Source organism: Nocardia wallacei, assembly GCF_029868745.1.
Classification (GTDB): domain Bacteria; phylum Actinomycetota; class Actinomycetes; order Mycobacteriales; family Mycobacteriaceae; genus Nocardia; species Nocardia wallacei_B.
The window spans coordinates 1-13,608 of sequence record NZ_JARWOP010000178.1 but is presented as its reverse complement, the minus strand read 5'-3'; the positions used below and the strand labels follow the sequence as shown (position 1 = coordinate 13,608).

Here is a 13,608-nt window from a genome sequence, read left to right as displayed (position 1 = left end):
CTTGCGCGCCCCCTAACATCGGCGCCGCCCCCCTCGCCGGCCCGTCGGGGCCCGCCAAAAAGCGCTCCCCGTCTCGGGGGCCGTTTGGGCCGTTCCCCACTCTGGCGGGGGGTTTACCCCGGCCAAGAGCATGCCGGGATGACGGGTGGGCATGCCGGTAGGATGTCAGCCGGTAGGATGTCAGCTCATCATCTTGAACGGGTCGTGTTCGGCCATGAGCTTTTCCATGCGGGCCTCGTCGATGCGGTGGGTGACCCTGGCCGTCTCGACCTGATCCCGGACCACCTTGGCGAGGGTGAAGGTGCTGCTCACCAGGAACAGCACGGCCATCAGGAGGAAGCCGCGCTGCCAGATGTCCAGTGGTAGATAGAAGATGCCCGCGCCGGCCGCGAAGAAGCTGACGCCGAAGGCGATAGCGGCCTGCGCGAGAAAAGCGGGAGTGCTCTTCTGCTGTGCGTTCGGGTTGCTCATGGGTACAGCGTGCCGGTCGCGGGGCGCGCGGGGACGCGTAGAACTACCCGGTTTCGGCTGGGTAATTCCCGGACCTCCGGTTACCGTGCTCACGCCGTGAGATCCCCGATTTCCGATCTCGTGCCGCCATACTTGACGGGTGCTCGATACCGCCGACACTCTCACGACGCTGCGTGCGCGCGGCGGCGTCGCCGCCCGGCGGTCCGCGGTACTGCTGCGTCGCGTCGAGGCGGACGTCATCGGGCTCAACTATGTCGGACTGGTCGTGGCGACGGTGTTCTTCGCCTTGTCGGTCACGCCGTCGCTGCTGCCGCGCGACTGGCTGTTCCAGGGCCTCATCAGCGGACTCAACGCCGCGGCGGGGTACGGCGCGGGTTGTCTGCTGGAGTGGTTGTTCCGCAAGTGGATTCGGCCCCGGCTGCCGATCGGCACGCCACCGCTGCGGGTGCAGTACGCGCTGAAACTGGTCGTGCTGGCCGCGTGCGTGCTGATCGCCATCTGGATGCTGGTGCTGTCGGCGGACTGGCAGCGGCAGATCTCGGCGCTGATGGACATGGAGGGCACCACCCGCGCCGCGTACCTGCGCACCGGTGCGTTGAGCCTGACCGTCGGCGTCATCGTCGTCGCGGTGTACCGCACCCTGCGCGAGACGGTGCGATTCTCCGCGCGGTTGCTCAGCCGCTGGGTGCGGGTGCCGCCGAAGTTCGCGCCGACGGTCGGCGTCATCGTGCTGACCGTGCTGGCCGTGACGTTGTTCAACGGCGTGGCCACGCGGGCGTTCTTCGCGGTGGCCAACTCGGCGTTCAGTGTGCGCAACGACAAGATGTCCGACTACGCGGTGCAGCCGCAGCGGCCCGAACGTTCGGGCAGCCCGGGCTCGCTGGCGAAATGGGAGACGCTGGGCTCGGAGGGGCGATGGTTCGTCTCGCACGGCCCGGACGCGTTCCGCATCGGCGCGGTGACGAAATCACCGGCGCGCGAACCGGTTCGGGTGTACGTCGGCCTGGACTCCGCGAAAGACGATGTGACACAGGAACAACTGGCGGTCGAGGAGCTGGAACGTACCCACGCCTTCGACCGCAAGGTGCTGGTCGTGGTCACCACGACCGGGACCGGTTGGGTCAATTCGGAGACGGCGGGGGCGATCGAATACCTGTACCACGGCGACACCGCGATCGTCGCCTCGCAGTACTCGTATCTGCCCAGCGTGCTGTCGTTCCTGGCCGACCGCGAGAAGGTGGCGGTGGCGGGGCGGAAGATGTTCGCCGCCATTCACGCGGCGTGGTCGCAGCGTCCGCCGGAGGCGCGGCCCAAGCTGCTGGTGTACGGGGAGAGTCTGGGGTCGCAGGGCTCGGAGTCGGCGTTCGACGGGCTCGCGGATCTGCGCGGCGAGGTGGACGGTGCGCTGTGGGTGGGGCCACCGAACTCGAATCGCCTGTGGCGGCAGTTCATCGACCGTCGTGACCCCGGTACTCGCGAGGTCGAGCCGATCTACGCCGACGGGCTGGTAGTCCGGTTCGCCTCCGTCGCACCGGATCTGAGCGAACCATCGGCGGATTGGCGGCGTCCGCGCATCGCGTATCTGCAGCACGCGTCCGATCCGATCGTCTGGTGGTCGACGGATCTGATCTTCTCGCAGCCGGATTGGCTGTCAGAACCGCGCGGGGCCGATGTGTCGTCACAGATGCGGTGGTGGCCGTTCGTCACGTTCTGGCAGGTGGCCGTCGACCTCACCAACGCCCAGGGGGTCAGCGACGGGCACGGCCACAATTACGGCAGTCTGGTCCTGGACGGCTGGGCGGCGGTGCTGCCGCCACCGGACTGGAATCCGGAGACGCACGAACGCATCCGGACCCAGCTGGAGCTGTCCGAGGCCTTCGAGCGCGCGGTGAAATGAGTCATGGGTACATCGAAGAAGCTTGCCGCCGTGGGCATTCCACTGCTGTGGAGTAATGTGCTGCTGCCGCGCCTGGCGCTCGGCATGCGGTCGCGCACGGCCGCCAACGCCGCGTTCGCGACGGCCTATTCCCTCACCTTCCACGGCCGCCCGAACTGGCTCTCGCGCCGTGGGCTCCGCTGGGGCGTGGGCGCAGGGGCGGTCGTCGTCGCCGGTTACGCTGCCGCCCTGGCGATTCCGCCGCTGCGCGCCCGTATCACCACCTTCACCGACCGCGCACCGGAAGTGCCTCTGGCCGAATGGGTCCTCGTCCACATCCCGATCGGCACCGTCTACAGCGAGGAACTGATCTTCCGAGGCACCCTGGACCCCCTCCTCGGCCGCCCCGGAAACTGGCTGAGCCCACTGACTTTCGGCCTCTGGCACATCCACCCCGCCCGCGCCGCAGGCGACAACATCCTCACCACGATCGCCGCCACAACAGCCGCGGGCACAGCCTTCTCCTACCTACGCCGCCGCACCGACAGCACAACAACCCCCGCCCTCCTCCACTTCGCCCTCAACGCCGGCGGCGCCGTGGCCCCGCAACTCGCCACCCACCCCGAACCCTGATCCGCGAGTCACTGCCGACACGCCGAAACCTGTTGTCCAACACGCAAATCCGGCCGAGTTTGTCGGCACTCCCCGATACTCTTCCGCAATGCCCAGTGCCATGCACGAAGTCCTGGCCGACCTATTCCGCCACCGCCCCCTCCTAGCCGCGGACCTACTAGAACTCGTGCCGGACGTACCCCTACCCGAGTTCACCGACGCCCGCCTCGAATCCGGCGACTTCCCCGACATCGACCCCACCGAATACCGAGCCGACGCCGTCGTCGCCTTGACCAGCAACGGCACCACGGCATTGGCGATCGTCGTCGAGGCGCAACTCCGACCCGACCCCGGGAAGCCGTGGAGTTGGCCGGTGTACCTGACGACCCTGCGCGCACGCCTGCGGTGCGCAGTGGTGCTGCTGGTGGTGTGCCCGACCAACCGCACCGCGGCGTGGTGCCGCACACCTATCCCACTCGCACCCGGATGCGTACTGACCCCGGTTGTCGTCGGTCCCGCGGAGGTCCCGATCATCACGGACCCCATCTCGGCCGCGGAAAACCCTGAAATGACCGTCCTGTCCGCGATCACGCACCGGAACGACGACGCCCGAGACAAGATCCTCTCGGTCGTCGCCAGCACGGTGGTCGACGTGCCGAACGGCGATATGTACATTGACCTGGTAATGGCCGTACTCCCCAAGGCGGCCCGGGACATGTTGGAGACCCTCATGAGCACCGGCACCTACGAGTACAAAAGCGAGTTCGCCCGCCGCTACTACGACCGCGGCGCAGCACAGGGTGAGGCGCGTGGCGAGGCACGCGGTGAGGCACGTGGTGAGGCACGCGGTGAAGCGCGTGGTGAGGCTAAGGTCTTGCTGAAGTTCCTCCGGCACCGTTTCACGGTTCCCGACTCGGTCGCCGAGCGGGTGATGACCTGCATGGATCTCGAGCAGCTGGACATCTGGACCGACCGTGCACTAGATGCTGCCACCTTGGACGAGGTCTTCGAGAGCTAGCCGGGGATGACCGGCGAAAGCATCGGCAGCGCATTCGAACCGCTCGTCGCCGCAAGCCCTTCTTCGGTTTCGCGTAACCATGAAGGGTGGGCAGTAGTTTGTGCGGGTATCCGAGAAGCTGTGCAGAGCATCGTCGCTGCTGGCAATTACGAGTACAAGAGTGAGTTCGCTCGGCGTTACTACGACCAGGGTTTGGCACGGGGTGAGGCGCACGGCGGGGCGAAAGTCCTGCTGAAGTTCCTCCGGCACCGTTTCACCGTTCCCGACTCCGTCGCTGAGCGAGTGATGACCTGCACGGATATGGAGCAGCTGGACATCTGGACTGACCGTGCACTAGACGCTGCCACCTTGGATGAGGTCTTCGAGAGTTAGTGGGGATGACCGGCGAAGGCATGGGTAGGGCATTCGCTGTGGGCGTGAGGTGGGGTGTCGGTGGGTGCCGCTAATCTCTGGTTGTGGTGCGTCGGTCTGGGGTGGATCCTGCGGAGTTGCGAGTTGCGGTGGGGGCGGTGAGTGCGTGGTTGCGGGATGACGGGGTGGGGACGCCTGGGCGGGGGGAGATTGCGGCGGCGGTGAAGGGGAGTGCTCGGGCGTTGGCGGCGGGGGCGCCGGGGCATTCGGTGGAGGTTCGGGTGCCGCCGTTCGTGGCGGTGCAATGTATCGAGGGGCCGCGGCATACGCGGGGGACGCCGCCGAATGTGGTGGAGACCGATGCGCGTACCTGGTTGCTGCTGGTGACGGGGCTGCTCGAGTTCGAGGACGCGGTGGCCTCGGGAGCGTTGACCGCCTCGGGGCTGCGGGCCGGTGAGGTCGCGCGCTGGTTGCCGCTCGTGCCGCTGTGATCCAGCCTGGCCCCGGACGGCCGGATCAGGCCGTTTGGGTGTGGGGGAGCGGTTTGCGCTCCAACCCCTTGCGGTCGTAGAAGCGGGTGATCGTGAGGCCGAGCACCAGCCCGATTGCCAAGCCCAGCAACGACATCCAGATGCCGCGGGTCAGCCCGGCAGCCCCGCTGCCGTTGAAGTACAGCAACGACCGGGTACCCAGGAACACCTGGTGCATCGGCTCGAAGTTCGCCAGCCAGGCGAAGTACTTCGGCGTCGCCTCGATCGGCACCGTGCCGCCGGAGGACGGCAGGCCCAAGATGATGAACACGATCAGATTGACGATCAGCCCGGACGTGCCGATCGCGGCGAGCACGGAGGTACAGGTGAACCCCACCGCGATCATCACCAGGACGCCGTAGAGAAACAGCGCCAGCGGTTTGTCGATGGGCATGCCGAGCAACTTCCCGATGCCGAGCAGCGCCGCCGACACCACCACCGCCATCGTCGCCACGGCCGCCCATTTCAGCAGCAGCGTCCGCACCCGGGAGATCGAGGCGCGCGGATAGTGCAGATACCACGGCCCCCACTCGGTCGGCAGGAATCCCAGGGCCGCATCGATCAACTGATGGATGATCATCGCGCCCACCATGCCGACCAGCAGAAGCAGCAGACTGTAGAAGAACGCGGTCAGCCCCTCGCCCGAACCTCCCGGCAGCGGCCGGAACTGCTCGATCACGATGTTCAGCGGGGCCGCGAGCGTGATCCGGGTGGCGCCGGACAACTCCGGCGCAGGCGCACCGCCGGGCGGCGGTTTCAGCTGGGCCTGCACCTGCTCGGTGAGCTGCTTGCCGACCTGCGCCTGGACCTGCGTCAGCGCCTCCTCCCCGAACCGCTGCAGGATGGCCGTGGCGAAAGCACCGGTGCGCGGATTGGTCTGCAGCGTGATGATCGGCCGCTCGATGTCGCCGGGAATCACGCTGCCGATCCCGAGAATCCCCAGCCGCTTCGAGAAATCGCTAGGGATGTAGATGGTCCCGTACACCTGCGCCGACTGCATCTGCAACTGCGCCTCGCCCGGCCCGACCACGCGCAGGTCGATCTTGTCGGAGGGCACCGCCTTCCGCAGCCCCTCGGCCACCTGGTCGCCGAAGTTCACCGGTTTGTCCTGACCGGGCAGAGTGTCGCCGACGTCCTGGTTCACCAATGCGACCGGAAAGCCGTGCAGATTCTTCTCGGGATCGACGACATAGTCGAGATACATCACACCCAGCAGCGACGCCAGCAGGGTCATGACGATCACCGGGAAAACCCACTTCACCGGGGTCAGATGCCGTGCCGGGGGACCCTGTTGCGAGGTGTCGGTAGTCGCCACGGTCGAACGGTAGCAGCAAACAGCCTGTCAACCGGGTGATCCCGCGCGAGGTTTCGCGCGGATGACCCGTAGACTGATCAGTGCCCCCCGCCCGTCGAACAGGGAGCAAACGGTGACCAACGCCGATCTGTCGGTCAACAGCCCCAACCTGCTACAAACACCTGCCCCGGACCAGCCCGAGAACGAGCCGCGCGAGGAGTGCGGCGTCTTCGGAGTGTGGGCCCCGGGCGAGGATGTGGCCAAGCTCACCTACTACGGTTTGTACGCGTTGCAGCACCGCGGTCAGGAGGCGGCGGGCATCGCCGTCGCCGACGGCGCGCAGGTGCTGGTGTTCAAGGATCTCGGCCTGGTGAGCCAGGTGTTCGATGAACAGACCCTGGCCGCCATGCCCGGCCATGTCGCCGTCGGACACTGCCGCTATTCCACCACCGGCTCGGTCACCTGGGAGAACGCACAGCCGATCTTCCGCACCACCGCCGTCGGCACCGGACTCGCGCTGGGGCACAACGGGAATCTGGTGAACACCGCCGAATTGGCCGCTCGCGCCCGCGAATTGGGACTGACCAGCGGCCGGCTGTCCGGCGGCTCGATGGCGGCCACCTCCGACTCCGACGTGATGACGGCGCTGCTGGCGCACGCCGCCACCGACAAGAGCATCGAGCAGGCGGCGATGGAACTGCTGCCCGCGCTGCGCGGCGCGTTCTGCCTGACCTTCATGGACGAGCACACCCTCTACGCCGCGCGCGACCCGCACGGGGTGCGCCCGCTGTGCCTGGGCCGGCTCGACCGCGGCTGGGTGGTTGCCAGCGAGACCGCCGCACTCGACATCGTGGGCGCCTCCTTCGTGCGCGAGATCGAGCCGGGCGAACTGCTGGCGATCGATGCCGACGGCGTGCGCTCGTCCCGCTTCGCGAATCCGGAGCCCAAGGGCTGCGTGTTCGAGTACGTCTACCTCGCCCGGCCCGACAGCACCATCGCGGGCCGTTCGGTGTACGGCACCCGGATGGAGATCGGCCGTCGCCTGGCCGGTGAGCATCCGGTCGACGCCGATCTGGTGATCCCGGTGCCGGAGTCCGGCACCCCGGCCGCGGTCGGCTACGCGCAGGGCTCGGAGATTCCGTACGGCCAGGGCCTGATGAAGAATGCCTACGTCGGCCGCACCTTCATCCAGCCCAGCCAGACCATTCGCCAGCTCGGCATCCGGCTGAAGCTGAACCCGCTGCGCGAGGTGATCCGCGGCAAGCGGCTCATCGTCGTCGACGATTCGATCGTCCGCGGCAACACCCAGCGCGCGCTGATCCGGATGCTGCGGGAGGCCGGCGCGCTGGAGATCCACGTCCGGATCGCCTCGCCGCCGGTGAAGTGGCCGTGCTTCTACGGCATCGACTTCGCCTCGCGGGCGGAGCTCATCGCCAACGGCTCCGGCCCCGACGACACCGAGTCGGTGGACGAGATGGTGGAGAACGTGCGCCGCTCGATCGGCGCCGACTCGCTCGGCTACATCTCGATCGAGGGCATGATCGCCGCCACCGAGCAGCCCAGCAGCCGGCTGTGCTGCGCCTGCTTCGACGGCAAGTACCCGATTCCGCTGCCCACCGAGGCGGCCATCGGCAAAAATGTGCTGGAGGGCATTCTCGGCGGGAAGAGTGAATCGGAACTGCTGGGCAGCAACGCGAACGCGAGCGCGCTCAGCCGTCCCTGACAACCTTCCCGTCGGTCGCTCTGCAACTTTATGTCACGAGAACGACGCTTTTCCACCTCGAGACAACCTGATTGTTGCGAAACGCAACATATTTGCAACCGTACGGCGGTACTGTCCCCGCCATAACCGAAGTTCACCGTGTCCGCGCCCGGTCTGCGATCCAGTCTCCGGGGGTGCGTCACGTTGCGAGATGAGGGACAGTCATGCGGTTTTCGGCGACCGGCGGCCGAGTGAAAAGCATTGCGGCAGTGGGGATGGCGGGCTTGGCGCTGCTCGCGGTGGCGGGGTGCGGCTCGGGCCGCACCGGCGAGGGCGGTGCGGGCGGCGGGCTGGTGATCGGCACCACCGACAAGATCTTCTCCCTGGACCCCGCGGCCGCCTACGACCAGGGCTCCTACGTTCCGGAGACCCAGATCTACCAGCACGTCATGAATTTCGCGCCCGGCAGCACCACGCCGGAGCCCGACGCGGCGGAGAAGTGCGAGTTCACCACGCCCACCGTGTACACCTGCACGCTGCAGCCGGGGCTGAAGTTCGCCAACGGAAATCCGTTGACCGCCAAGAGCGTCAAGTTCTCCTTCGACCGGATGCTGCGGATCAACGACCCCAACGGACCGGCGTCGCTGCTCGGCAATCTGGACCACACCGACGCCCTCGACGACCGCACGGTGGCGTTCACCCTGAAGAACGCCAACGACCAGACCTTCCCGGCGATCCTGCCGACCCAGGCGGGCCCGATCGTCGACGAGACGGCCTTCCCGGCGGACAAGGTGCTGGACGACGACGCGATCGCCAAGGGCCGCGGCTACTCCGGGCCGTACGCGATCACCAGCTACGACAAGAACAAACTGGTGGAGTACCAGGCGAATCCGGACTACCGGGGCATCCTCGGCACGCCGAAGACCGCCTCGGTGTCCACGAAGTACTACGCCAGCGGCGACAACCTGAAACTCGAGATCCAGAACGGCAATATCGACGTCGCCTACCGCAGCCTGAGCCCCACCGATCTGGAGTCGCTGCGCGGCAGCGACAAGGTCGACGTGCACGAGGGTCTCGGCGGCGAACTGCGCTACATCGTGTTCAATCTCAACACCATGCCCGGCGGCACGCCCGCGCAGAAGCTGGCCGTCCGTAAGGCCGTGGCCGCGAGCTTGGACCGCGACGCGCTGTCGAGCGCGGTCTACAAGGGCACCTATACTCCGGCGTATTCGTCTGTGCCGCAGGGCTTCCCGGGTGCGGTCGAGCCGTTCAAGGACCTCTACGGGGCGAAGCCGGACAAGGACCGGGCCGCGAAATTCCTGGCCGACGCCGGCGTCGCCGCACCGGTCGAGCTGAACCTGCAGTACAACCCGGACCACTACGGCGGCTCGAGTTCCGAGGAGTACGCGGCGATCAAGAACCAGCTGGAGGCCACCGGGCTGTTCAAGGTCAACCTGCAGTCCACCGAGTGGGTGACCTATCAGCGCGAGCGGGCGCGCGACGGCTATCCGGTGTTCCAGATGGGCTGGTTCCCGGACTACCCGGATCCGGACGACTACCTCACCCCCTTCTTCGCGCCGAACAACTTCCTGCAGAACCACTTCGAGGATCCGGCCATCACCGCGCAACTGACCGCCGAGGTGACCGAGCCCGACAAAGCCAAGCGTCTGGCCATCATCGAGAAGGTGCAGCGCGATATGGCCGCCGACCACCTCTCGATCGTCCCGCTGCTGTCCGGTAAGCAGATCGCCATCACGACGAAGGGCGTGGACGGGGCCGAGTCCACGCTCGACCCGTCGACCAAGTTCCGCTACAGCGTGCTGAGCAAGTGACCGCCGCGACCACCGAGCAGGAGCCCGCCACCCCGGCTCCCGCTCCTCGGAATACGCTGCGCCGCAGTCGCTCCCGATACGGGGTACTGCTGCGGTATCTGGGTGTGCGGCTGCTGCTGATCGTGCCGACGGCATGGATCCTGGTGACGGTCGTGTTCTTCCTGATGCGAGTCGTGGGCGACCCGATCAGCGCGGCACTGGGCGGGCGGCTCCCACCGGATCAGATCGAGGCCCGCAAGGAGGCGGCCGGGCTGAACCGGCCCGTGCTCAGCCAATATTGGGACTACCTCTCCGGGCTGGTGCGTGGCGACTTCGGCCGCTCCACCGACAACCGGGCCATCGGCGACATCATCGCGAGTTACGGCGCCGCGACGCTGGAGCTGGTGTTCTGGGCGCTGCTGGTGGCGTTCCTGGTCGGAGTTCCCTTGGGGCGCTACGCCGCCCAGCGTCGGGACAAGGCCGTCGACGTGGGGTTGCGGCTGTTCGGCATCCTGGTCTACGCCGCTCCGGTGTTCTTCGTCGGCCTGCTGCTCAAGCTGATCTTCGCGGTGCGGTTGGGCTGGCTGCCGGTGGCCGGACGAGCGAGCACCAATGTCGAACTGGCACTGCAGCATGTGTCGCCGAAGACGAACATCCTCACCATCGACGCGATCCTCTACGGCGACAACGGTTATCTGCTCGACGTGCTGAAGCACGCGGTCCTGCCGGCGATCGCGCTCGGCCTGCTGACCGCGGGCATCTTCCTGCGCCTGGTGCGGATCAATCTGATCCAGACCCTGCGCAGCGATTTCGTCGACGCCGCCCGGGCGCGCGGACTGTCCGAGCGGGTCGTGGTGGGGCGACATGCCTTCCGCAACGCCATGATTCCGATCGTCACCGTGATGGGCATGCAGATCGCCATGATGCTCGGCGGCGCGGTGCTCACCGAGATCACCTTCGAATGGAAGGGCCTAGGCTATCAGCTCGCGCAGTACCTGCAGGCTCGGGATTTCATTGCGGTGCAAGGGATTGTGGCGTTCCTGGCGCTGGTGGTGGCGGTGATGAGTTTCCTCGTCGACGTCGTCGTGGCGCTGATCGATCCGAGGGTGAGGTTCTAGATGACCGCGCCGGAACTGATGGCGGAACCGGTGGTGGTGACGCCGGTCGCGCGGCGGGGCCTGCCGGGCCTGCGGCTGTTCTCGATGACCTCGGGGTTGCAGCGCGTGACATTGATCCTCGGGTTGGCGCTGATCGGCCTGTTCGTGCTGGCGGCGTTGTTCGCGCCGCTGATCGCGCCCTACGGATTCGCTCAGATATCTTCTGACGGAGTCGATTTCGCGCGGCAGCAGGCGCCGTCGGCGCAGCACTGGTTCGGCACCTCGGTGCGCGGGGAGGACGTGTTCTCCCGAGTGCTGTTCGGCGCGCGGACGGCGCTGTGGGTCATCGCCGTCTCGCTGGTGCTCTCGCTGCTCGTCGGTGTGCCGCTGGGGCTGGTGTCCGGCTATCTGGGGCGCTGGGTCGACCGGGTGCTGACATTGTTCATGGACGCGCTGTACGCGTTCCCGACGCTGCTGCTGGCGATCGTGGTGTCGATCGTGGTGGCGGGCGGCAATTCGTCGAGCTTCGGCGGCGTGCTGTCGGCCGCCGTGGCGATCACGGTGATCTTCGTGCCGCAGTACTTCCGGGTGGTGCGCAACGCGACGCTGTCGGTGAAGAACGAACCGTACGTCGACGCCGCGCGGGTGACCGGGGCGCCGGTGCGGCGCATCCTGTTCCGGCACGTCTTCCCCAATGTCACCCAGTCGCTGCCGGTGATCGTCACGCTCAACGGGTCCGAGGCGATCCTGACGCTGGCCGCGCTGGGCTTTCTGGGGTACGGCATCGAGCCGACCCAGGCCGCCGAATGGGGCTACGACCTGAACAAAGCGCTCGCCGACGTGTCCAACGGAATCTGGTGGACCGGTGTGTTTCCCGGTGTCGCCATCGTGCTGGTGGTGCTGGGCATGACCTTGGTGGGGGAGAGCCTGAACGAGGTGCTCAATCCGCTGCTGCGCACCCGCCGCGCCGCCACCGCCGCACCGAAGGAGGCCGACGATGACTGAGACCGTGGCACGTGCGACCGCATTGTCCGTCGAGTCGCTGGCGGTGACGTTCGCCACCGACGCGGGGCCCGTGCACGCGGTGAGCGAGGTGTCCTACGAGGTGTTCCCCGGCGAGGTGCTGGCCGTCGTCGGGGAGTCCGGTTCGGGCAAGTCGGTGAGTTCGCGCACCGCGATGGGGCTGCTGCCCGCGACCGCCCGGGTCGAGGGTCTGATCACGGTGGGCGGCGAGGCCGTCACCGCGATGACCGAGAAGCAGCTCACGGCCGTGCGCGGCGGCGCGATCTCGATGGTGTTCCAGGAGCCGGGTGCGGCGCTGGATCCGCTGTTCACCGTCGGGTACCAGCTCGGCGAGGCCCTGCGCGCGCATCGGGGGCTGGGCCGCAAGCGGGCTCGGGCCCGCGCGATCGAGCTGCTCGGCACGGTCGGGCTGCCCGACCCGGAGCAGCGCGTCGACTACTACCCGCATCAGTTGTCCGGCGGGCAGAAGCAGCGCGTGATGATCGCGATCGCCATCGCGTGCGAACCGAAGGTGATCATCGCCGACGAGCCGACCACCGCGCTGGACGTGACCGTGCAGGCCGAGATCCTGGAACTGCTGCGGGATCTGCGCGATCGCCTCGGCAGCGCCATCGTGCTCATCACCCACAACATGGGCGTGGTCGCCGACCTCGCCGACCGGGTGGTGGTGATGCGCGCGGGCCGGGTCGTCGAAACCGCGCCCGTGGACGAGCTTTTCGCGGCGCCGCGCGCGCAGTACACCCGGGACCTGCTGGCGGCCGTGCCGCACCTGGGGGCTGGGCTGACTCCGACGGACGGCCCGATGTCGCCCGCCGCGCCGCAGCCCGGCACCGGCGTGACAGGCGTGACCGAACGCCCGGGGAACGCGCCCGAACCCGGCGCCGAGACGGTGCTCGAGGTCGCCGACCTGGTGGTGGAGTTCCCAGGGGCGCTGGGCCGTCCGCCGTTCCGCGCGGTGGACGGGGTGAGCCTGTCGGTCGGGCGCGGCGAAACCCTCGGGCTGGTAGGCGAATCCGGCTCCGGCAAGACGACCATCGGGCGTTGTGTGGCGGCACTGCAACGGCCTACCTCGGGCACGATCACGGTGCTCGGCACGTCGCTCACGGGGCTGTCGGAGCGGCGGTTGCGGCCGCTGCGCAAGCGACTGGGATTCGTCTTCCAGGACCCCGCCACGTCGTTGAACCCCCGACTGACCGTGGGCCAGTGTGTGGCGGAACCGCTGGTGGTGCATCGTGCCGCCAACGGCGCCGCGGTGCGCGCCCGGGTGCGCACACTCCTGGATGACGTGCAGTTGCCGGCGGGCGCCGAAGGGCGCTACCCGCACGAACTTTCGGGCGGCCAGCGGCAGCGGGCGAGCCTGGCCCGTGCGCTGGTGCTCAACCCCGACCTGCTCATCGCCGACGAGCCGACCAGCGCCCTGGACGTCTCGGTGCAGGCGCGGGTGCTGGAGCTGTTCGCCGATCTGCAGCGCGAATTCGGCTGGGCCTGCCTGTTCGTCAGCCACGACCTCGCGGTGGTGGATCAGCTCGCGAATCGGATCGCGGTGCTGCGCAACGGGTCCGTGGTGGAGCAGGGCACCCGCGACGAGATCCTGCGACAGCCCACCGCGGAGTACACCCGTAGGCTGGTCGCCGCCGTCCCCGTCCCGGACCCGGTCGAGCAGCGCCGGCGGCGCGCGGTCGCGGCCGCACTTTTCGCCGCGGACCACAGCGGGTAATCCCGATCCGGTTGTGGGGGCGGGTGGTGTGGGGCCCCGCCCCACAAAAAAAAACCGCGGGCCCCCCCCCGGGCGGGGCGGCCGCGGACCCGGGGGCCCCCCCCCG

At 67.9% G+C, this 13,608-nt stretch carries 12 protein-coding genes; 10 read left to right on the top strand and 2 right to left on the bottom strand.

The window, feature by feature from the left end; genetic code table 11:
• Positions 1-180 precede the first annotated feature (180 nt).
• The gene (locus QH470_RS14945; protein ID WP_280272953.1) at positions 181-471 is read right to left on the bottom strand and encodes a YiaA/YiaB family inner membrane protein; all 291 of its coding nucleotides are present in this window, start codon (positions 469-471) and stop codon (positions 181-183) included.
• 139 nt (positions 472-610) lie between these two features.
• On the opposite strand from QH470_RS14945, the gene QH470_RS14940 reads away from it, so the two are divergent.
• The 5 genes from QH470_RS14940 to QH470_RS14920 all read left to right on the top strand — a co-directional run bounded on the left by QH470_RS14940 (position 611) and on the right by QH470_RS14920 (position 4,819).
• Positions 611-2,368, top strand: a complete 1,758-nt coding sequence (locus tag QH470_RS14940) for an alpha/beta hydrolase (RefSeq protein WP_280272952.1) — start codon at positions 611-613, stop codon at positions 2,366-2,368.
• Positions 2,369-2,371: 3 nt separating this feature from the next.
• On the top strand, positions 2,372-2,980 hold the full coding sequence (locus tag QH470_RS14935) for a CPBP family intramembrane glutamic endopeptidase (RefSeq protein ID WP_280272951.1): 609 nt from the start codon (positions 2,372-2,374) through the stop codon (positions 2,978-2,980).
• A gap of 88 nt (positions 2,981-3,068) precedes the next feature.
• Complete coding sequence (locus QH470_RS14930; RefSeq protein WP_280272950.1) at positions 3,069-3,977, top strand: RpnC/YadD family protein; 909 nt, start codon at positions 3,069-3,071, stop codon at positions 3,975-3,977.
• Between the two features lie 6 nt (positions 3,978-3,983).
• Positions 3,984-4,349 (top strand): hypothetical protein, encoded by a 366-nt coding sequence (locus QH470_RS14925; protein WP_280272949.1) that lies wholly within the window; start codon positions 3,984-3,986, stop codon positions 4,347-4,349.
• Positions 4,350-4,432: 83 nt separating this feature from the next.
• Positions 4,433-4,819, top strand: a complete 387-nt coding sequence (locus tag QH470_RS14920; protein WP_425302673.1) for a sterol carrier family protein — start codon at positions 4,433-4,435, stop codon at positions 4,817-4,819.
• A 25-nt stretch (positions 4,820-4,844) separates the two neighbouring features.
• Here QH470_RS14920 and QH470_RS14915 read toward each other — a convergent pair whose 3' ends face one another.
• Entirely contained in the window at positions 4,845-6,173 is a 1,329-nt protein-coding gene (locus QH470_RS14915; protein ID WP_425302672.1) for a YhgE/Pip domain-containing protein, read from the bottom strand.
• A gap of 112 nt (positions 6,174-6,285) precedes the next feature.
• Between QH470_RS14915 and purF the strand changes: the two genes are divergently transcribed.
• From purF to QH470_RS14890, 5 genes are all read left to right on the top strand, one after another.
• Entirely contained in the window at positions 6,286-7,875 is a 1,590-nt protein-coding gene (gene purF, locus QH470_RS14910; protein ID WP_280272948.1) for an amidophosphoribosyltransferase, read from the top strand.
• 203 nt (positions 7,876-8,078) lie between these two features.
• Positions 8,079-9,686 carry an ABC transporter substrate-binding protein gene (locus QH470_RS14905; RefSeq protein WP_280272947.1) on the top strand — a complete coding sequence of 536 codons (1,608 nt, stop codon included), beginning with the start codon at positions 8,079-8,081 and terminating at the stop codon, positions 9,684-9,686.
• Between the two features lie 86 nt (positions 9,687-9,772).
• Positions 9,773-10,783 (top strand): ABC transporter permease, encoded by a 1,011-nt coding sequence (locus tag QH470_RS14900; RefSeq protein ID WP_280272955.1) that lies wholly within the window; start codon positions 9,773-9,775, stop codon positions 10,781-10,783.
• Positions 10,784-11,767, top strand: a complete 984-nt coding sequence (locus QH470_RS14895) for an ABC transporter permease (RefSeq protein ID WP_425302671.1) — start codon at positions 10,784-10,786, stop codon at positions 11,765-11,767.
• Complete coding sequence (locus tag QH470_RS14890) at positions 11,760-13,502, top strand: ABC transporter ATP-binding protein (protein WP_280272946.1); 1,743 nt, start codon at positions 11,760-11,762, stop codon at positions 13,500-13,502. The genes QH470_RS14895 and QH470_RS14890 overlap by 8 nt, the downstream gene beginning before the upstream one ends.
• Positions 13,503-13,608 lie beyond the last annotated feature (106 nt).